At 68.1% G+C, this 20,408-nt stretch carries 17 protein-coding genes and 1 tRNA gene; 17 read left to right on the top strand and 1 reads right to left on the bottom strand.

What is annotated here, in order from left to right:
* The first annotated feature begins 114 nt into the window (after window positions 1-114).
* From AAHG03_RS13730 to AAHG03_RS27095, 14 genes are all read left to right on the top strand, one after another.
* Window positions 115-1,332: a serine hydrolase domain-containing protein gene (locus tag AAHG03_RS13730; RefSeq protein WP_342151228.1), complete on the top strand. Its 1,218-nt coding sequence runs from the start codon at window positions 115-117 to the stop codon at window positions 1,330-1,332.
* A gap of 475 nt (window positions 1,333-1,807) precedes the next feature.
* Window positions 1,808-2,281, top strand: coding sequence for a formate dehydrogenase subunit gamma (locus AAHG03_RS13725; RefSeq protein WP_342151227.1), 474 nt, complete (start codon window positions 1,808-1,810; stop codon window positions 2,279-2,281).
* Window positions 2,278-3,837, top strand: a complete 1,560-nt coding sequence (locus tag AAHG03_RS13720) for a formate dehydrogenase beta subunit (RefSeq protein ID WP_342151226.1) — start codon at window positions 2,278-2,280, stop codon at window positions 3,835-3,837. The genes AAHG03_RS13725 and AAHG03_RS13720 overlap by 4 nt, the downstream gene beginning before the upstream one ends.
* An 11-nt stretch (window positions 3,838-3,848) precedes the next feature.
* A complete protein-coding gene (fdhF, locus tag AAHG03_RS13715) occupies window positions 3,849-6,701 on the top strand; it encodes a formate dehydrogenase subunit alpha (RefSeq protein ID WP_342151225.1) in 2,853 nt (950 codons plus the stop codon).
* A gap of 199 nt (window positions 6,702-6,900) precedes the next feature.
* The gene (locus tag AAHG03_RS13710; protein WP_342151224.1) at window positions 6,901-7,191 is read left to right on the top strand and encodes a formate dehydrogenase subunit delta; all 291 of its coding nucleotides are present in this window, start codon (window positions 6,901-6,903) and stop codon (window positions 7,189-7,191) included.
* A gap of 124 nt (window positions 7,192-7,315) precedes the next feature.
* Window positions 7,316-7,392: transfer RNA gene (locus AAHG03_RS13705), tRNA-Trp, on the top strand.
* A gap of 170 nt (window positions 7,393-7,562) precedes the next feature.
* Window positions 7,563-7,865: a preprotein translocase subunit SecE gene (secE, locus tag AAHG03_RS13700; RefSeq protein ID WP_342151223.1), complete on the top strand. Its 303-nt coding sequence runs from the start codon at window positions 7,563-7,565 to the stop codon at window positions 7,863-7,865.
* A 43-nt stretch (window positions 7,866-7,908) separates the two neighbouring features.
* Window positions 7,909-8,442, top strand: coding sequence for a transcription termination/antitermination protein NusG (nusG, locus tag AAHG03_RS13695; RefSeq protein WP_091951043.1), 534 nt, complete (start codon window positions 7,909-7,911; stop codon window positions 8,440-8,442).
* A gap of 353 nt (window positions 8,443-8,795) precedes the next feature.
* Complete coding sequence (gene rplK / locus AAHG03_RS13690; RefSeq protein ID WP_342151222.1) at window positions 8,796-9,245, top strand: 50S ribosomal protein L11; 450 nt, start codon at window positions 8,796-8,798, stop codon at window positions 9,243-9,245.
* A 12-nt stretch (window positions 9,246-9,257) separates the two neighbouring features.
* Entirely contained in the window at window positions 9,258-9,956 is a 699-nt protein-coding gene (gene rplA, locus AAHG03_RS13685) for a 50S ribosomal protein L1 (protein ID WP_342151221.1), read from the top strand.
* A gap of 223 nt (window positions 9,957-10,179) precedes the next feature.
* Window positions 10,180-11,910, top strand: a complete 1,731-nt coding sequence (locus tag AAHG03_RS13680; RefSeq protein ID WP_342151220.1) for a sensor histidine kinase — start codon at window positions 10,180-10,182, stop codon at window positions 11,908-11,910.
* 48 nt (window positions 11,911-11,958) lie between these two features.
* Window positions 11,959-13,602 carry a B12-binding domain-containing radical SAM protein gene (locus AAHG03_RS13675; RefSeq protein ID WP_342151219.1) on the top strand — a complete coding sequence of 548 codons (1,644 nt, stop codon included), beginning with the start codon at window positions 11,959-11,961 and terminating at the stop codon, window positions 13,600-13,602.
* Window positions 13,603-13,612: 10 nt separating this feature from the next.
* Window positions 13,613-13,885: a type II toxin-antitoxin system ParD family antitoxin gene (locus AAHG03_RS13670; RefSeq protein WP_342151218.1), complete on the top strand. Its 273-nt coding sequence runs from the start codon at window positions 13,613-13,615 to the stop codon at window positions 13,883-13,885.
* A 96-nt stretch (window positions 13,886-13,981) separates the two neighbouring features.
* Complete coding sequence (locus tag AAHG03_RS27095) at window positions 13,982-14,188, top strand: type II toxin-antitoxin system RelE/ParE family toxin (protein WP_412759746.1); 207 nt, start codon at window positions 13,982-13,984, stop codon at window positions 14,186-14,188.
* A gap of 11 nt (window positions 14,189-14,199) precedes the next feature.
* On the opposite strand, the gene AAHG03_RS13660 is transcribed toward AAHG03_RS27095, so the two are convergent.
* A complete protein-coding gene (locus AAHG03_RS13660; protein WP_342151216.1) occupies window positions 14,200-14,442 on the bottom strand; it encodes a hypothetical protein in 243 nt (80 codons plus the stop codon).
* Between the two features lie 561 nt (window positions 14,443-15,003).
* Between AAHG03_RS13660 and rplJ the strand changes: the two genes are divergently transcribed.
* From rplJ to rpoB, 3 genes are all read left to right on the top strand, one after another.
* A complete protein-coding gene (gene rplJ / locus AAHG03_RS13655) occupies window positions 15,004-15,522 on the top strand; it encodes a 50S ribosomal protein L10 (RefSeq protein ID WP_091951031.1) in 519 nt (172 codons plus the stop codon).
* 60 nt (window positions 15,523-15,582) lie between these two features.
* Window positions 15,583-15,960, top strand: a complete 378-nt coding sequence (gene rplL, locus AAHG03_RS13650) for a 50S ribosomal protein L7/L12 (protein WP_342151215.1) — start codon at window positions 15,583-15,585, stop codon at window positions 15,958-15,960.
* 262 nt (window positions 15,961-16,222) lie between these two features.
* Entirely contained in the window at window positions 16,223-20,350 is a 4,128-nt protein-coding gene (gene rpoB / locus AAHG03_RS13645; protein WP_342151214.1) for a DNA-directed RNA polymerase subunit beta, read from the top strand.
* The last annotated feature ends 58 nt before the right edge of the window (window positions 20,351-20,408 follow it).

The following is a 20,408-nucleotide window of genomic DNA, read 5'->3' as shown; positions in this document are numbered from 1 at the left end:
AAAACAAAACCCCCCCGCCCCCCCCCCCCCGGGGGGGGGCCCCCCACGCCTCTAGCGCCGATCAGGCCGTGGCCGCTACACCGGCCGCGACGACACTTACGCAAGGAGCCGCCCATGCCGGTCGAGACCGATCCCAAGGCCGTCGGCCTGTGCCCCGACCGGCTGGAGCGGGTCGATGCGTGGATGCGCGGCTATGTCGAGACGGGGCGGCTGGCCGGGCTCTCGGTCGCGGTGATGCGCGGCGGCAAGACCGCGTTCTTCCGCGCCCACGGCCATGCCGACCTCGCGCGGCAGAAGCCGTTTACGGCCGAGACCATCACCCGCATCTACTCGATGACGAAGCCGCTGACCTCGCTCGCGGTGCTGATGCTCTACGAGGCGGGCCGGTTCCAGCTCGACGATCCGGTCGCGCGCTTCCTGCCCGAATTCGCCGAGATGCGGGTGATGGTCGGCGGCAACCGGGCCAAGCTCGAGACCGTGCCGGCGCTCCGCCCGATCACGATCCGCGACCTCCTCACCCACACCAGCGGCCTGACCTACGGCTTCATGGAGGCGACGCTGGTCGATGCGCTCTACCGCGCCCACGAGATCGACTTCCAGACCTCGAAGCTCAGCCTCGGCGACCTCGTCGGCCGGCTGGCGCAGCAGCCGCTGCTGGCCCAGCCCGGCGCCGAGTGGAACTATTCGGTCGCCACCGACGTCCTCGGCCACCTCGTCGCGGTGGTCTCCGGGCTCGACTTCGCCGCGTTCATGCGGGAGCGCCTCCTGCGCCCGCTCGCCATGCACGACACCGACTTTTCGGTGCCGGAGGACAAGCAGCCGCGCTTTGCCGCCAACTACATCTTCGACCGCGAGGGCAAGCTGCGGCTCTACGACGACAGCGCCGACAGCAAGTTCTTGCGGACGCCGCCGCTCGCCTCGGGCGGCGGCGGGCTCGTCTCGACCACGGACGACTATCTCCGCTTCTGCCGGCTGATCCTGAACCGCGGCACCCTCGACGGCGTGCGGCTTCTCGGGCGCAAGACCGTCGATCTGATGCTGATGAACCATCTCCCCGGCGACCTCGCCGCGATGGGCCAGCCGCGCTTCGCCGAATCGTCCTATGCCGGCATCGGCTTCGGCCTCGGCTTCTCGGTGATGCTCGATCCGGCCGCCGCGCAGATCGTCGGCACGCCGGGCGAGGTCGCATGGGGCGGGGTCGCCAGCACCTCGTTCTGGATCGACCCGGCCGAGGACATGGCGGTGGTGCTCCAGGCCCAGCTCGTCCCGTCCTCGGCCTTGCCGCTGCGGCGGGAATTGCGGGTGCTGACCTACGCCGCGCTGGTGGATTGAGACGGCTTCCGGTCGATCCACTCCGGCATCCGCCCCCGCCGGAAGGGCTCCGAGACCTGCACGATCCTGCCGATAGGGTTGCTCCATCGGCATGGCAAAGCCGCCGAATGCCGACCGACCTGCGCGCGGCTCACCGGTCAGCGGCAGGAATTTCGGGCCGCCGCCGTCACCGGCGCCAAGAGCATAAGCGGCCCCGATCATCGGCAGAACGGCGCATAACCCGAGTAGCCGCAGCACCTTGGGGAATCACGTGTCCCTCCGCCCGACCGCTCGGCAGAAAAGTTCCGAACTGCGCCCGGCAAACCTTTTTGAGCCAGTCTCAAAAAAATTTGAAGCATATTGCCATGCTTTTGCAGCGCAACCGCACGCCATTGATCGAAAAATTTTGTCGATCCACACGACTGCTTGATTGAACTTTAGTGCCTCCCTTGGTTGGATCGGTTCCAAGAACGAGACCAATCTGGGCAGGAAAACGATGGCCCCTCTTGAGCCTTGGAACGCCGCGCGGGCGGCCGGCATCGTCGCCGAGCTGCGATCGCTGGAGGGCGCGACGCTCCCGATCCTCCACGCGCTCCAGGAGACCTTCGGCTACGTCGATGCCGAAGCGGTGCCCCTGATCGCCGACGCGCTGAACCTGTCGCGCGCCGAGGTGCATGGCTGCCTGACCTTCTACCACGACTTCCGCCGCGAGCCGCCGCAGGGGCACCGTCACGTCAAGCTGTGCCGGGCCGAGGCCTGCCAGGCGATGGGGTCCGACCGGCTGCACGGCGAGATCCTGTCCCGCATGGGCTGCGACTGGCACGGCACCAGCGCCGACGGGGTGACCGTCGAGCCGGTCTACTGCCTGGGGCTGTGCGCCAACGCGCCCGCCGCCCTCATCGACGACGAGCCGCTCGCCCGGCTGACCGCCGATTCCCTCGACGCCGCGCTGAAGGAGACCCGGGCGTGAGCATCACGATCTACGTCCCGCAGGACGCCGTCGCCCTCGGGCTCGGCGCCAACCGCGTCGCCCGCGCCCTGTACAAGGGCGCGGAAGCCCGCGGCCTCGATGTCCGCATCGTCCGCACCGGCACCCGCGGGATGCTGTGGCTGGAGCCGATGGTCGAAGTCGGCACGCCTGAGGGCCGCATCGCCTACGGCCCGGTGACGCCGGCCGATGTCGAGGGCCTGCTCAACGCGAATTTCGTCGAGGGCGGCGACCACGCGCTGCGCCTCGGAGACCCCGAAAAGATTCCGTTTTTGGCGCGTCAGCATCGGCTGACCTTCCACCGCTGCGGCGTGGTCGATCCGGTCTCGGTCGAGGATTACCGGGCCCATGGCGGCTACCGCGGCCTCGAAGCCGCGCTGAAGCTGGAGGCCGAGGGCATCGTCGGGGCGGTGCGCGAATCGGGTCTGCGCGGGCGCGGCGGCGCCGGCTTCCCGGCGGGCATCAAGTGGAACACGGTGATGCTGGCGAAGTCGGACCAGAAATACGTGGTCTGCAACGCCGACGAGGGCGATTCCGGCACCTTCGCCGACCGCATCATGATGGAGGGCGACCCCTTCAATCTGATCGAGGGCATGACCATCGCCGCCGTCGCGACGGGTGCGACGCGGGGCTACATCTACTGCCGCTCCGAATACCCGCAGGCGTTCAAGACGCTGCGCGCGGCCATCGCCAACGGCGTACGGGCCGGCGTGCTCGGCGACGACATCCTGGGCTCGGGCAAGGCCTTCCACCTCGAAGTCCGCTTAGGCGCCGGCGCCTATATCTGCGGCGAGGAAACCTCACTGTTGGAGAGCCTGGAGGGCAAGCGCGGCATCGTCCGGGCCAAGCCCCCGATCCCGGCGCTGAAGGGCTTTCTCGGCAAGCCGACGCTGGTCAACAACGTCATGACCTTTACGGCCGTGCCCTACATTTTGGAGCACGGCGCCAAGGCTTACGCCGATTACGGCATGGGCCGATCCCTCGGCACCCTGCCGATCCAGCTCGCGGGCAACATCCGGCACGGCGGCCTGATCGAGTACGCCTTCGGCATCACCGTCCGTCAGGTCATCGAGGAGTTCGGCGGCGGCACGGCCTCGGGCCGGCCGGTGCGCGCGGTGCAGGTCGGCGGCCCGCTCGGCGCCTACTTCCCCGACGAACTGCTCGACACGCCCCTCGATTACGAGGCGATGGCGGCCAAGAAGGGCCTCGTCGGCCATGGCGGCATCGTGGTGTTCGACGACACCGTGGACATGGCGCGTCAGGCCCGCTTCGCCTTCGAGTTCTGCGCCACCGAATCCTGCGGCAAGTGCACCCCCTGCCGCATCGGCGCGACCCGCGGCGTCGAGACCATGGACAAGGTCATCGCGGGCATCCGCCCCGAGGCCAACCTCAAGCTCGTCGCCGACCTCTGCGAGGTCATGACCGACGGTTCGCTCTGCGCCATGGGCGGCCTCACGCCGATGCCCGTCATGAGCGCGATCACCAACTTCCCCGACGACTTCCGGCGCATGGGCGATCTGCCCGTCGCGGCCGAGTGAGGAGGCCCCCGATGACCCTCATCAAGGAAATCGACTACGGCACGCCGATCCGGCTCTCCGAGCAGACGGTGAGCCTGACCATCGACGGGCAGAGCGTGACGGTGCCCGCGGGCACCTCGGTCATGGCCGCCGCGATGCAGATGGGCACCAAGATCCCGAAGCTCTGCGCCACCGATTCGCTGGAGCCGTTCGGCTCCTGCCGCATGTGCCTCGTCGAGATCGAGGGCCGCCGCGGCACCCCGGCCTCCTGCACCACACCGGCCGAGAACGGCATGGTGGTGCACACCCAGAACGACAAGCTGCATCGCCTCCGCAAGGGCGTGATGGAGCTCTACATCTCCGACCACCCGCTCGACTGCCTGACCTGCGCGGCCAACGGCGATTGCGAGCTGCAGGACACGGCAGGCCAGGTGGGCCTGCGCGACGTGCGCTACGGCTATGAGGGCGACAACCACGTCCGGCCGACCTCCGAGCGCTACCTGCCCAAGGACGAGTCGAATCCCTACTTCACCTACGATCCGTCGAAGTGCATCGTCTGCAACCGCTGCGTCCGCGCCTGCGAGGAGACGCAAGGCACCTTCGCCCTCACCATCGAGGGCCGCGGCTTCGATTCGCGCGTGGCGGCGGGCCCGACCAACTTCATGCAGTCCGAATGCGTGTCCTGCGGCGCCTGCGTCCAGGCCTGCCCGACCGCGACCCTGCAGGAGAAGACGGTCCACGAATTCGGCCAGCCCGACCATTCGGCGGTGACGACCTGCGCCTATTGCGGCGTCGGCTGCGCCTTCAAGGCGGAGATGCAGGGGGACAAGGTCATCCGCATGGTGCCCTACAAGGGCGGCAAGGCCAACGAGGGCCATAGCTGCGTCAAGGGCCGCTTCGCCTACGGCTACGCGACGCACAAGGACCGCATCACCAGGCCGATGATCCGCGAGAAGATCACGGACCCGTGGCGCGAAGTCTCCTGGGAAGAGGCGATCAACCACGCGGCCAGCGAGTTCAAGCGCATCCAGGCCAAGTACGGCCGGGATTCCGTCGGCGGCATCACCTCCTCGCGCTGCACCAACGAAGAAGCCTACTTGGTGCAAAAACTGGTGCGCGCCGCCTTCGGCAACAACAACGTCGACACCTGCGCCCGCGTCTGCCACTCGCCGACCGGCTACGGCCTGATGTCCACCCTCGGCACCTCCGCCGGCACGCAGGATTTCAAGTCGGTCGAGGAATCCGACGTGATCCTCGTCATCGGCGCCAACCCGACCGACGGTCACCCGGTCTTCGGCTCGCGCATGAAGAAGCGCATCCGCGAGGGCGCCAAGCTCATCGTCGCCGATCCGCGCAAGATCGACCTCGTGAAGTCGCCCCACGTGAAGGCGGACTATCATCTGCCGCTCAAGCCCGGCTCCAACGTCGCCTTCGTCAACGCCTTCGCCCACGTCATCGTGACCGAGGGGCTGATCGCCGAGGACTACGTCCGCGAGCGCTGCGATCTGGCCGAGTTCGAGTCCTGGGCCCGCTTCATCGCCGAGGAACGCAACTCGCCCGAAGCCGCGCAGGCCATTACCGGCGTCGATCCGCAGGCGATCCGCGAGGCCGCCCGCCTCTACGCCACCGGCGGTCGCGCGGCGATCTATTACGGGCTGGGCGTCACCGAGCACAGCCAGGGCTCGACCATGGTGATGGGCATGGCCAACCTCGCCATGGCCACCGGCAACATCGGCATGGTGGGCGCGGGCGTGAACCCGCTGCGCGGCCAGAACAACGTGCAGGGCTCCTGCGACATGGGCTCGTTCCCGCACGAGCTGCCGGGCTACCGCCACGTCTCGGACGACGCCACCCGCGAGAGCTTCGAGGCGATCTGGGGGGCCAAGCTCGACAACGCGCCGGGCCTGCGCATCACCAACATGCTCGACGAGGCCGTCTCCGGCACCTTCAAGGGCATGTACATCCAGGGCGAGGACATCGCGCAGTCCGACCCCGACACCCATCACGTCACCTCGGGCCTGCGGGCCATGGAGTGCATCGTGATCCAGGACCTGTTCCTGAACGAGACCGCCAAGTACGCCCACGTCTTCTTGCCGGGCGCTTCCTTCCTCGAGAAGGACGGCACCTTCACCAACGCCGAGCGCCGCATCAGCCGCGTGCGCAAGGTGATGGCCCCGATGGGCGGCTACGGCGACTGGGAGGGCACGGTGCTGCTGGCGAACGCGCTGGGCTACAAGATGGAATACACCCACCCCAGCGAGATCATGGACGAGATCGCGGCGCTCACCCCGAGCTTCGCCGGCGTCTCCTACGCCAAGCTGGAGGAGATGGGCTCGATCCAGTGGCCGTGCAACGAGAAGGCGCCGCTCGGCACCCCCATGATGCACGTGGACCGGTTCGTGCGCGGCAAGGGCCGCTTCATGATCACCGAGTACGTCGCCACCGACGAGCGGACCACGGGCAAGTTCCCGCTGATCCTCACCACCGGCCGCATCCTGTCGCAGTACAATGTCGGCGCCCAGACCCGGCGCACCGAGAACTCGCGCTGGCACGAAGAGGACGTGCTGGAGATCCACCCCTTCGACGCGGAGCTGCGCGGCATCGTCGACGGCGATCTCGTCGCCCTGGAGAGCCGGTCCGGCGACATCGCGCTGAAGGCCAAGGTGACCGACCGGATGCAGCCGGGGATCGTCTACACGACCTTCCACCACGCCAAGACCGGCGCCAACGTCATCACCACCGACTACTCGGACTGGGCCACCAACTGCCCCGAATACAAGGTGACGGCGGTGCAAGTCCGGCGCACCAACCGGCCCTCCGACTGGCAGGCGAAGTTTTTTGAAGAGGACTTTTCGCTGACGCGCATCGCGGAAGCCGCGGAATAAACCTCACGGGAGAGGCGGCTTTCGCCTCTCCCACTCAATCCCCCTCATCTGAGAGGCGTAAGCGAAGCGGAGGCCTCGAAGGAGGGCTCCAGCCCGCCGCGCGATCCCTGGAGCCCTCCTTCGAGGCTGCTTCGCAGCACCTCAGGATGAGGGGGAGGGGTGGAATACGGCCCCATCCATACAGAGTCCGAGCCGAGCGATGAGCGCGACGAATCCCAATGACAAGCTGGTGCGCATGGCCAACCAGATCGCCCTGTTCTTCCGCTCCTACCCGGAGCGGGAGGCGGTGGCGGGGGTGCACGATCACATCGTCGCGTTCTGGACGCCGAAGATGCGCCGCGACCTCGAAGGCTATGCCGACGAGGCCGGCGACCGGCTGGACCCGCTGGTGCAGAAGGCGCTCGACGGCAAGCCCGCCACCGAGAGCCCGGTGCGCCCGGCCACCCGCGACCCGCAGCTCGCGGGCCAGGGCGCCAGCGACGCGGGCTGAACCCCGACAGGGCAGGGTGCCGACCCGGCGCCCGCCCTGCGAGGGCTGCGCAATCGTCACCCTCGCAAATCTCTTGCGTCGCAGCCCGTGTTACGGCATGACGCGAGCCGCGCCCCGGCGCCGTAGGAGTGTAGCTCAACTGGTCAGAGCACCGGTCTCCAAAACCGGGGGTTGGGGGTTCGAGTCCCTCCACTCCTGCCACGGGCGCCCTCCACCTTACTTCCCACCGACATCCCGGCCCATCGACAAGCCGCATCTCTTGCGCTAGAGCGGGCCCATTCCGAGATCGTCAGATGTCGTCGGTGCCGGACCTTAAGGGTCCTCGCACCGCGATCCGCGGTTCCCGGATCCCTTTTCGTCTCAAGTGCGCCATGGCATCGAACGAAGCGACCAAGAAAGCCGACGCGGCGCGCACGCCCGCCCGTGGAGCCGCCTCCACGACGCCCCAGCGTCCGACCCCGCCCGCGCGCCCCGCCCCCAAGCGGACGAGCCCGGCGCAGTTCTTCGGCGAGGTGCGCGACGAGGCCCGCAAGGTCACGTGGCCGACCCGTAAGGAGACCACCATCACCACCGTGATGGTGTTCATCATGGTCGTGGTCGCGAGCCTGTTCTTCGTCGCCGTCGATCAGGTGCTGCGCATCGGCGTCGGCCTGATCCTGGGCATCGGCGCCTGAACCGTTACGGGCGTCCCCGGACGCCGAGGAGTTGAGAAGACCCGTGTCGAAGCGCTGGTACATCGTCCACGCCTACTCGAACTTCGAGAACAAGGTCGCCCAGTCCATCAAGGACCAGGCGGCCCAGCGCGGGCTGACCGAGTTGTTCGACGAGGTCATGGTGCCGACCGAGAAGGTCACGGAAGTGCGCCGCGGCCGCAAGGTCGATGCGGAGCGCAAGTTCTTCCCCGGCTACGTGCTGGTGAAGTGCGACCTGACCGACGAGGTCTACCACCTCATCAAGAACACCCCCAAGGTCACGGGCTTCCTCGGGGCCGACAAGGCCAAGCCCGTGCCGATCCCGGACGCCGAGGCCGAGCGGATCAAGGGGCAGGTGCAGGAGGGCGTGGAGCGCCCCAAGCACACGGTCTCCTTCGAGATCGGCGAGACGGTGCGCGTCGCCGACGGTCCCTTCGCCTCCTTCAACGGCACGGTGGAGGAGATCGACGAGGCCCGCTCCCGCCTCAAGGTCGCGGTCTCGATCTTCGGCCGCGCCACCCCGGTCGAACTGGAATACGGGCAGGTCGAGAAGGCCTGATGCCGTGACCCTCCTGACGGCCGCGTCTCAGTACAGCTTGTACCGGGAATGGGCCGTCGGTCTCGCCGTCGCCGGCGCGTTCCTGTGGTGTGTGGGCCGCTTCTTCTGGTGCCTGCTCACCGGCCGGATGAGCCTGCGAGAGTTTCCCGAGCGTCACGGTTGGTGGTTCCGACTGTGGCACTCGCTCCGAAATCCGGCCTCGCCGGATAAGCCCCCGCCTTAGGGCGGGGCACCATCCGCGGGAGATCCGCCCGGCTTCGCCTCCGGGGTCCACGGATCGCACCGCGACCTGCAACCGCCCGTCCGACCGTGCCTAGGCAGCGCGGGGACGCGCACACATTGGGAGCAGTCCCATGGCGAAGAAGATCACGGGCTACGTGAAGCTTCAGGTCCCGGCCGGCGCCGCCAACCCGTCGCCGCCGATCGGCCCCGCGCTCGGTCAGCGCGGCCTCAACATCATGGAATTCTGCAAGGCCTTCAACGCGAAGACCGCGCAGATCGAGAAGGGCACCCCGATCCCGGTGATCATCACCGCGTATCAGGACCGCTCCTTCACCTTCGAGATGAAGCAGCCGCCGGTCACCTTCTTCCTCAAGAAGGCGGTAGGCCTGAAGATCGGCAAGAAGCCGGCCTCCGGCTCCAAGACCCCCGGCAAGGGCCCGACCGTCGGCAAGATCACGGAAGCGCAGCTCCGCGAGATCGCCGAGAAGAAGATGCCCGACCTCAACTGCGACAACGTCGATTCGGCGGTCGCGATGATCCGTGGCTCCGCGCGGGCCATGGGTCTCGAAGTCGTCGCGTAAGGGGAGGGCGATATGGCACGCGAAGGAAAGCGCATCCGCTCCGCCCGCGAGGGCATCGAGCCGGCCAAGCTCTACGGCATCGACGAGGCGATCAAGCTGGTGAAGGCCAAGGCCAACGCCAAGTTCGACGAGACCGTCGAGATCTCGATGAATCTCGGCGTCGATCCCCGCCACGCCGACCAGATGGTCCGCGGCGTCTGCAACCTGCCGAACGGCTCCGGCCGCACGGTCCGCGTGGCGGTCTTCGCCCGCGGCGCCAAGGCGGACGACGCCAAGGCGGCCGGTGCCGACATCGTCGGCGCCGAGGATCTCCTGGAGATCGTCCAGGGCGGCAAGATCGAGTTCGATCGCTGCATCGCGACCCCGGATCTGATGCCGCTCGTCGGCCGTCTCGGTAAGGTGCTGGGCCCGCGCGGCCTGATGCCGAACCCGAAGGTCGGCACCGTCACCATGGACGTGAAGGGCGCGGTCGCCGCCGCCAAGGGCGGCGCCGTCGAGTTCCGCGTCGAGAAGGCCGGCATCATCCACGCCGGCGTCGGCAAGGTGTCCTTCGATGAGGGCAAGCTCATCGAGAACATCAAGGCCTTCGCCGATGCGGTCGCCAAGGCCAAGCCGACGGGCGCCAAGGGCACCTACATCCAGCGCATCGCCGTCACCTCGACGATGGGCCCGGGGGTGAAGGTCGAGCCCTCGACGGTGCTCACCGCCTGATCGATCCGTAACCACGGACCTCCGAAAGAGGGCGTTCGGCCGCAAGGCCGGGCGCCCTCTTTCTTTTGATCGCGCCTCGCGGTTGCCCTGAACCCATGATTTGCTAACCCATGTCGTCCGGGCATCGGCCCGCATGCGGGGCGGTCGCCGGACGACCGGCGGAGCGACCGGGTATGGGTGGGGCAGAAGCTCTCGATGCGCGGCTCGCGGAAGGGTCCGCGCCGTGACCCTGACCGGGCGCATCCTCCTCCTCGTGCTGCTGGCGCTCGCGCCCGCGGTCGCCGTGCAGGTCTACAACGAGCAGGCCCTGCGCGAATCCCGCTCCGACGCGGTGCGGGCGGCGGCCCTTCGCGGCGCCAAGGCGGTCGCCGACGACCTCGCCGACTTCGCCGACGGTGCCCGCCAGACCCTCGACATCCTGGCCGAGGAGCCCGCGATCCGGAACCGCGACGCGGCGGCCTGCAGCATCTTCCTCGGCGCGGTCGCCGGGCGCATCTCGGGCTCGCAGATCATCGTCGTGACCGAACGCGACGGCACCCTCGTCTGCAACAGCCGCGGCGCGGCGCCCGGCGCCTACTCGCTCGGCGACCGCAGCTACTTCAAGCGGGCGATGGAGACCGGCAGCTCGGCGGTCGGCGAATACGTGATCGGCCGCGGCACCGGCCGGCCGACGATCCAGTTCGCCCACCCGATGCACGACGCCTCGGGCGCCATCGACGGCCTCATCAATCTCGGCTTCGATCCCGAATGGCTCGGCCGCCGCCTCGGCAGCGCCGGCCTGCCCCGTGACGCTACCGTCACGGTGACCGACCGCAACGGCATCGTGCTGGTGCGCCTGCCCGACACCGAAGCGTGGCTCGGCCGCGCCGTGCCCAAGACTTTCGCCGACGGCCTCGAACGGGCGCTCGCCGAGGGTGGCGTGCAGGAGCTTCCCGGCCTGCTCGGGGACCGGCGCATCGCCGGCGTGGTGCGGCCGGACGGGGCGCTGGAGGGCATCACCGTCGCGGTGGGCCTGAACCGCGACCTCGCCTTCGCCGACATCGACGCCGCGACCCGGCGCGGCGCCGTGCTGATCGCGCTCGGCACCCTGCTCGCGGTGCTGGCCGCGCTCTGGGGCGGGCGCCGCTTCATCCGCCATCCCGTGCGCCAGCTCCTCGACGCGGCCGGCGCCTGGAGCGCGGGCGATCTCAGCGTCCGATCCGGGCTCACCGGCACGTCGGAATTCGGAAAGCTCGGCCGCGCCTTCGACCGGATGGCCGCCGACCTCCAGCGCCACGAGGAGAGCCTGAAGGCCGAACTCTCGAAGAGTCAGGCGTTGCAGGAGCAGCAGGTCACGATGCTGCACGAGCTGAACCACCGGGTGAAGAACACGCTCGCCACCGTGCAGTCGCTCGCCCGCCAGTCGCGCGGGGGCGAGGAGCAGGTGGTGCAGTTGGAGAACCGCATCCTGGCGCTCTCCAAGACCCACGACCTGCTGACGCGCCGCGACTGGACCCGCGCCCCCCTGCGGCAGGTGCTGGAGAACGAACTCTCGCCCTACCGCTCGGGCGAGGACCACGTGACGCTCATCGGCGAGGAGGTGGAGCTGCCGCCGCGCTACGTGCTCGCGCTCGGCATGACGGCGCACGAACTCACCACCAACGCCGCCAAGTACGGCGCGCTCTCCACCGACGAGGGCCGCGTCAGCGTGACGTGGCGGGTCGGCCGCGGCGAGTCGGGCCGCGAGCGCCTGCATATCGAGTGGCGCGAGACGGGCGGGCCGCCGGTCTCCCAGCCCCGCCGCCGCGGCTTCGGCAGCCGCCTCATCACCGGCGGCATCGCCCGCGAGCTCGACGGCGACGTGCGGCTCGACTTCGCCCCCGAGGGCCTGCGCTGCATCATCGACGTGCCGCTGGAGTGCGAGGCGGCCCCGCCGATCGCCTTCGTCAGTCCAACGCGCCGCACCGCAACGTGACGCCAAAGGGGGGAGGCCAACGCCTGCGGCTGTGCTAGATAGGGCGCCATGCGTTGCACCCTCCCCATCTCGTCCCGCCGGCGCATCCTCTGCGTCTTCCCCGCCTACACGCCGTCCTTCGGGACGTTCTCACACGCCTACCCGTTGATGGGCGGCGTGAAGGCGTTCATGCCGCCCCAAGGCCTCCTCGTCATCGCGGCCTACATGCCCGAGACCTGGGAGTGCCGCTTCGTCGATGAGAACATCAAGCCGGCCTCCGCGGAGGAATTCGCCTGGGCCGACGCAGTGTTCGTCTCCGGCATGCACATCCAAGAGGGCCAGATCCACGACATCGGCCGCCGCGCGCACGCCGCCGGCAAGGTCGCGGTGCTCGGCGGTCCCTCCGTCTCCGGCGCTCCCGAGAAATACCCGGATTTCGACTATCTCCATGTCGGCGAGATCGGCGACGCCACCGACCGCCTGATCGAGATTCTGGACCGCGACCTGTCGCGCCCGGACCAGCAGGTGGTGCTCGACACCAAGGACCGGCTCGCGCTCGCCGACTTCCCCGCGCCCGCCTACGAGGCGGTGCCGCTCAAGCGCTACCTGATCGGCTCGCTTCAGTTCTCCTCGGGCTGCCCCTATCGCTGCGAGTTCTGCGACATCCCGCAGCTCTACGGCCGCCAGCCGCGGCTGAAGTCGCCGGAGCAGATGTGCGCCGAACTCGATCGGATCGTCAGCCAGCCCGGCCATCCGGCGGTGGTCTACTTCGTCGACGACAACTTCATCGCCAACCGCAAGGCCACCCGCGAGATGCTGCCGCATCTCGTGGAATGGCAGAAAAAGAACAACTACCCGCTCCAGTTCGCCTGCGAGGCGACGCTGAACATGGCCAAGCAGCCCGAGATCCTCGAGCTGATGCGGCAGGCCAACTTCATGACCGTGTTCGTCGGCATCGAGACGCCGGAGGCGGACGCGCTCAAGGGCATCGACAAGACCCACAACGCCGCCGTGCCGATGTACGAGGCGATCGCGACGCTCAACTCCTACGGGCTCGAGGTGACCTCGGGCATCATCCTCGGGCTCGATTCCGACACCGACAAGTCGGAGCAGAACCTGATCGACTTCATCGACAAGTCGGCGATCCCGGTGCTGACCATCAACCTGCTCCAGGCGCTGCCGAAGACCCCGCTGTGGGACCGGCTGGAGCGCGAGGGCCGGCTCCTGCACGATGCCAGCCTCGAATCGAACGTGCTGTTCAAGCGCCCGCACGACACCGTGGTGGCGAGCTGGCGCCGCGCCATCGCCCACGCCTACGGGCCGGAGAACCTGTTCGAGCGCTTCAAGCACCAGTGCGACGTGACCTACGGCAACCGCATCGTCACGCCGACCGCGGGCAAGCTCACCTTCACCAACCTGCGCCGTGGCCTGATCCTCGGCTTCAATATCATCACCCGGGTCGGGATCTTCTCGGATTACCGCAAGCCGTTCTGGCGCGCGGCGGGGCATGCCCTGCGAAAAGGTCAGATCGAGGCGGTGTTCAACATGGGCTTCGTCGCCCACCACCTGATCCGCTTCACCCGCGAGGCCCTGCGCGGCGAGCACAACGCCTCGTTCTACGCCGCCAAGGCCGCCGAGCAGGAGGCCGCACGCCAGCGCAGCTGGTGGGAGAACACCCGGCGGAAGTTCACGCCGGAGCGCGAAGCGGCGTGAGGAGGACGCGATGACGGAGGTCGATCTCGGCAGCCATTTCGACGGCTTCGTGCGCGAGCAGGTCGCCAGCGGCCGGTTCCGAGACGCCTCCGACGTCGTGCGGGCCGGCCTCGACCTTCTGGAACGGCGGGAGCGGGACCGGGCGGCACATCGGGCAACGCTCGAACGGGAATTGGCTGCCGCCTACGACGATCCATCTCCCGGTTTGAGCATCGACGAGGTGTTCGACCGGCTCGAACGTCGACATGCAGCCCGCATGGCTGCGGCCTCCGATGCCCCTTGAGATCGACTTCCGCGAACAGGCGATCGGCGATCTCGAACGGCTCTACGACCACATCGCGCAGGACGATCCCGGACGCGCGCGGGCCTTGTTGGCCGCATCCGGGATCGATGCACCCGCCTCGCCGATTTCCCCGATGTCGGTCGGCGGCGGGACGACATACGGCCGAACCTGCGCCTCGTCGCCTTCGAGCGTCGCGTCATCATCGTCTACGCCTTCGACGCAGCCCGCTTGCGAATCCTTTGCATCTTCTACGGCGGACGCGATGTGGAGACCTTGCTCGCCGAGGGCGCTGCGGACGACTGAGCCGGCGGGCGTCACCCGAGCGTTTGCTCGGCCTCCGCCAGCACTTCCGCCTTCACATCCCACAAGTACCGCGTCAGCCGCGCCTGCGCGGCCGGGTCGGCGCACTGGACCCAGAAACTCGCGCTGCGCACCGCGGCCCCGAGGCCGCGCAGCACGTCTTCCGCCGGGCCCGCCGCGGCGCGCTCCGAGGGGCTTGCGAGATGGCGCAGGCCGGCAGGCGTAGCGATGACGATGGCAACGGTGGCGGGCGTCATCGGGGCAGCGTAGTCCGCTCCGCGGCAAGAGGAAAAGCGGGGCGATGCCGCAGCCATGATGTCTGTTGCCTGCGGCGGAAAAGTCGCGGGCTGGGGCGGAGCAAGGGCTTGGCAAGGGGCTTGCACGCCGCTATAGACCGCGCTCCTATCAATTCACCCATTGGATAAGGGATCGGCCGATCGGTCGGTTTCCATTCGAGATGTCGCTCGGGCAACCGGGCGGCGATGGCCGGAAGGGTCTTCGGGGCATCCCTGCCGCGGAGCCTTCGTCCGGCCATGTCCTGTCCGAGACTGCAGGCGCCGGGCGACCGGCTTAATCGGCGACAGCCTGCACAGACGGGGAAGACCGAATCTTTGTCAGTCTCGCCGGGGCGCCCTTCAGCGCCGCGGAGAGACTTCGGTTTGAACCAATCTCACCTGCGAGGTGCCAGCCGGCGCTTCAAGGGGACAGGGCCGTGAGACGTCGCCCGCGACGGATCCGGCTTCGCGCCAGATCCGTGGCCGGGCGGCATGTGCAACCGGCGGACCCGTTCCGGGTTCCGCCAACCGGAGAGAGCACCAGTGGACAGGACAGCTAAAGCTGATCTCGTCTCGACGCTCAACGGCGTGTTCACCACGAACGCCGTCGTCGTCGTGGCCCACTACAAGGGCCTCACGGTCGCCGACATGCAGAAGCTGCGCGCGCAGATGAAGCAGGCCGGCGCCACCGTGAAGGTCGCCAAGAACCGGCTCGCCAGCATCGCTCTCGATGGCACGGACGTCGCCTCCATCAAGCCCCTCCTGAAGGGCCCGACCCTGCTCGCCTATTCGAGCGATCCGGTCGCGGCCGCCAAGGTTGCGGTGGACTTCGCCAAGACGAACGACAAGCTCGTGATTCTCGGCGGCGCCATGGGAACGACTGCCCTGAACCCCGACGGCGTGAAGGCTCTGGCCACCCTGCCGTCCCTCGACGAACTGCGCGGCAAGCTCGTGGGCCTCATCCAGGCGCCCGCGACCAAGATCGCCCAGGTCGTCAACGCGCCGGCGGCCAAGCTCGCCCGCGTGTTCGGGGCCTATGCCAAGAAGGACGAGGCGGCCTGAGCCGTTTCATCCCCTCGCAAAACCATCCGTTCGAACCGATATACCTGAAGGAACACGCACATGGCTGATCTCGCCAAGATCGTCGAGGACCTCTCCTCGCTGACCGTTCTCGAGGCCGCCGAGCTCGCCAAGCTCCTCGAAGAGAAGTGGGGCGTCTCCGCCGCTGCCGCCGTCGCCGTCGCCGGCCCGGCTGCCGGTGGCGCCGCTGCCCCGGCCGCCGAGGAGCAGACCGAGTTCACCGTCGTCCTGGCCTCGGCCGGCGACAAGAAGATCGAGGTCATCAAGGAGGTCCGCGCGATCACCGGCCTCGGCCTTAAGGAAGCCAAGGACCTCGTCGAGGGCGCGCCCAAGCCCGTCAAGGAAGGCGCGACCAAGGACGAGGCCGAGAAGCTCAAGGCCCAGCTCGAGAAGGCCGGCGCCAAGGTCGAGCTCAAGTAAGACCACGATGGGCCGCCTCCGGCCCATCACCGCACGGAAGGTTCTGTCGAGCCTTCCGTGACCGGAGCCCGCGGGTCCTCACCCGCGGGCTAAGGTCGCTTCTACGGCAAGCGATCGGCGGACCCCGGATCAGGTCCGCGGCGAGGGCGGGAATTTTTGTTACGGGGCAGGCGGTCCGGCGGGACGCGTCTGCCGGTCCGGCGCGGGAGGCGATCAGCCTTCCCCGGGCAACCAGGACGCGGGAATGGTGGAGCGAGGTCTCATGGCCAACACGCTGGTCGGTCGCAAGCGCATTCGCAAGTTCTTCGGCAAGATCCGGGAAGTCGCCGAGATGCCGAACCTCATCGAGGTTCAAAAGGCGTCCTACGACCAGTTCCTGATGGTGGACGAGCCGGAGGGCGGGCGCGGCGACGAGGGCCTGCAGAGCGTCTTCAAGTCGGTCTTCCCGATCTCCGACTTCGCCTCGACCGCTCTGCTCGAATTCGTCCGCTACACCTTCGAGCAGCCGAAATACGACGTCGACGAGTGCCGCCAGCGCGGCATCACCTTCGCGGCCCCGCTCAAGGTCACGCTGCGCCTCATCGTGTTCGACGTGGACCCGGATACGGGCGCCAAGTCCGTCAAGGACATCAAGGAGCAGGACGTCTACATGGGCGACATGCCGCTCATGACGGACAACGGCACCTTCATCGTCAACGGCACCGAGCGCGTCATCGTCTCGCAGATGCACCGCTCGCCGGGCGTGTTCTTTGACCACGACAAGGGCAAGACGCATTCGTCCGGAAAGCTGCTGTTCGCCGCCCGCATCATCCCGTATCGCGGCTCCTGGCTCGACGTCGAGTTCGACGCCAAGGACATCGTGCACGTGCGGATCGACCGTAAGCGCAAGCTGCCGGTCACCTCGCTGCTGTTCGCGCTCGGCCTCGACGGCGAAGAGATCCTCTCGACCTTCTACAACCGCGTGGAATACGTCCGCGACGGCGCCGACTGGCGCGTGCCGTTCGATGCCGAGCGGCTGAAGGGCTTCAAGGCCTCGGTCGATCTCATCGACGCCGATTCCGGCGAGGTGGTGCTGGAGGCTGGCAAGAAGCTCAACGCCCGCAATGCCCGCCTCATCGGCGAGAAGGGCACCAAGTTCCTGCGTGCGACCGACGAGGATCTCGTCGGCCAGTACATCGCCGAGGACCTCGTCAACATGAAGACGGGCGAGATCTGGGCCGAGGCCGGCGACGAGATCTCCGAGAAGATGCTCAAGGCGCTCGAAGAGGTCGGCGTCACCGAGCTGCCGGTGCTCGACATCGACCACGTCAATGTCGGCCCCTACATCCGCAACACGCTGGCCGTGGACAAGAACGCGGCCCGCGAGGGTGCGCTGTTCGACATCTACCGTGTCATGCGCCCCGGCGAGCCGCCGACGCTCGACACCGCGGAGGCGATGTTCCACTCGCTGTTCTTCGACGCCGAGCGCTACGACCTCTCGGCGGTCGGCCGCGTGAAGATGAACATGCGCCTTGACCTCGACGCCGCCGACACGGTGCGGACGCTGCGCAAGGAGGACATGCTGGCGGTCGTCAAGGCGCTGGTGGACCTGCGCGACGGCAAGGGCGAGATCGACGACATCGATCATCTCGGCAACCGCCGCGTCCGCTCCGTCGGCGAGCTGATGGAGAACCAGTACCGTCTGGGCCTCCTGCGCATGGAGCGCGCCATCAAGGAGCGCATGTCGTCGGTCGATATCGACACGGTGATGCCGCAGGACCTCATCAACGCGAAGCCCGCCGCGGCCGCGGTGCGCGAGTTCTTCGGCTCGTCGCAGCTGTCGCAGTTCATGGACCAGACCAATCCGCTCTCCGAGGTGACGCACAAGCGCCGCCTGTCGGCGCTCGGCCCGGGCGGTCTGACCCGCGAGCGCGCCGGCTTCGAGGTGCGCGACGTGCACCCGACGCATTACGGCCGCATCTGCCCGATCGAGACGCCGGAAGGCCCGAACATCGGCCTCATCAACTCGCTCGCGACGTTTGCCCGCGTGAACAAGTACGGCTTCATCGAGACGCCGTTCCGCAAGGTGAAGGACGGCGTCGTGACGAACGACGTGTCTTACCTCTCGGCGATGGAGGAGGCGAAGTACTACGTCGCCCAGGCCAACGCGCAGATGGACGCCGACAAGCGCCTCACCGAGGAGCTGGTGGTCTGCCGCCGCGCCGGTGAAGTGATCGTCGTCGGCCCCGAGCGCGTCGACCTCATGGACGTGAGCCCGAAGCAGCTCGTGTCGGTGGCCGCGGCGCTGATCCCGTTCCTCGAGAACGACGACGCCAACCGCGCCCTGATGGGCTCGAACATGCAGCGCCAGGCGGTGCCGCTGGTTCGCGCCGACGCGCCCTTCGTCGGCACCGGCATGGAGGCCGTGGTCGCCCGCGATTCGGGTGCCGCCATCGCGGCGCGCCGCTCCGGCATCATCGATCAGGTGGACGCCACCCGTATCGTCATCCGCGCCAACGAGGAGACCGACCCGACCAAGCCCGGCGTCGACATCTACCGCCTGCAGAAGTTCCAGCGCTCCAACCAGTCGACCTGCATCACGCAGAAGCCGCTGGTGCGCGTCGGCGAGCAGGTGAAGAAGGGCGAGATCATCGCCGACGGTCCCTCGACCGAGTTCGGCGAGCTCGCGCTCGGCCGCAACGTGCTCGTCGCGTTCATGCCGTGGAACGGCTACAACTTCGAGGACTCGATCCTGCTCTCCGAGCGGATCGTGAAGGATGACGTGTTCACCTCGATCCACATCGAGGAATTCGAGGTGATGGCCCGCGACACCAAGCTGGGTCCGGAGGAGATCACCCGCGACATCCCGAACGTCTCGGAAGAGGCGCTCAAGAACCTCGACGAGGCCGGCATCGTCTATATCGGCGCCGAGGTCCATGCGGGCGACATCCTCGTCGGCAAGATCACGCCGAAGGGCGAGAGCCCGATGACGCCGGAGGAGAAGCTGCTCCGAGCCATCTTCGGCGAGAAGGCCTCCGACGTGCGCGACACCTCTCTGCGGGTGCCGCCGGGCGTCACCGGCACGATCGTCGAGGTCCGGGTGTTCAACCGCCACGGCGTCGACAAGGACGAGCGCGCCCAGGCGATCGAGCGCGAGGAGATCGAGCGTCTCGCCAAGGACCGCGACGACGAGCAGACCATCCTCGACCGCAACACCTACGCGCGTCTGGCCGACGTGCTGATCGGTCAGTCGCCGGTCGCCGGCCCGAAGGGCTTCCGCAAAGACACCACCCTGACGCGGGAGATCATCAACGATTATCCCCGCTCGCAATGGTGGCAGTTCGCCGTGGTCGAGGACCGTCTGATGACGGAAATCGAGGCGATGCAGAAGCAGTACGACGAGTCGAAGAAGCGACTGGAGCAGCGCTTCCTCGACAAGGTCGAGAAGCTGCAGCGCGGCGACGAGCTGCCCCCCGGCGTCATGAAGATGGTCAAGGTCTTCGTGGCGGTGAAGCGCAAGATCCAGCCCGGCGACAAGATGGCCGGCCGCCACGGCAACAAGGGCGTCGTGTCGCGCATCGTGCCGATCGAGGACATGCCGTTCCTCGAGGACGGCACGCATGCCGACATCGTGCTCAACCCCCTCGGCGTGCCCTCGCGCATGAACGTCGGCCAGATCCTCGAGACCCACCTCGGCTGGGCGGCTGCGGGTCTGGGTCGCAAGGTGTCCAAGGCGGTCGATGCCTATCTGAAGACGCAGGACATCGGCCCGCTGAAGGAGGAGATGAAGGCGATCTACTCCCCGGCCGAGCTGGAGGGCCTGTCGGACGAGGATCTGGCGGAAGCCGGAAACAACGTGCGGCGCGGCGTGCCGATGGCGACCCCGGTGTTCAACGGCGCCAAGGAAGCCGACATCGAGACGATGCTGGAGATGGCCGGGCTCGACCGCTCGGCGCAGTCGACGCTCTACGACGGGCGCACCGGCGAGCCCTTCGACCGCAAGGTCACCATGGGCTACATCTACATGCTGAAGCTCCACCACCTCGTGGACGACAAGATCCACGCCCGCTCGATCGGCCCCTACTCGCTCGTCACCCAGCAGCCGCTGGGCGGCAAGGCGCAGTTCGGCGGCCAGCGCTTCGGCGAGATGGAGGTCTGGGCGCTGGAGGCCTACGGCGCGGCCTACACGCTGCAGGAGATGCTGACGGTGAAGTCGGACGACGTGGCCGGCCGCACCAAGGTCTACGAGGCGATCGTGCGCGGAGACGACACCTTCGAGGCCGGCATCCCCGAGTCGTTCAACGTGCTCGTCAAGGAGATGCGCTCGCTCGGCCTCAACGTCGAGCTCACCTCCTCGAAGCGGGACGCCAGCAACGACCAGATCGAGCCGCCGGCCGAGGCGGCCGAGTAAGCCGAACGACACCTCCCGCGGCGGCGATGAGCCGCCGCGGTCGAGCCGGGAGGGGCAG

The sequence above is a fragment of the Methylorubrum subtropicum genome, from assembly GCF_038442325.1.
In the GTDB taxonomy this organism is placed as follows: domain Bacteria; phylum Pseudomonadota; class Alphaproteobacteria; order Rhizobiales; family Beijerinckiaceae; genus Methylobacterium; species Methylobacterium subtropicum.
This window is presented reverse-complemented; position numbering and strand designations above follow the sequence as displayed.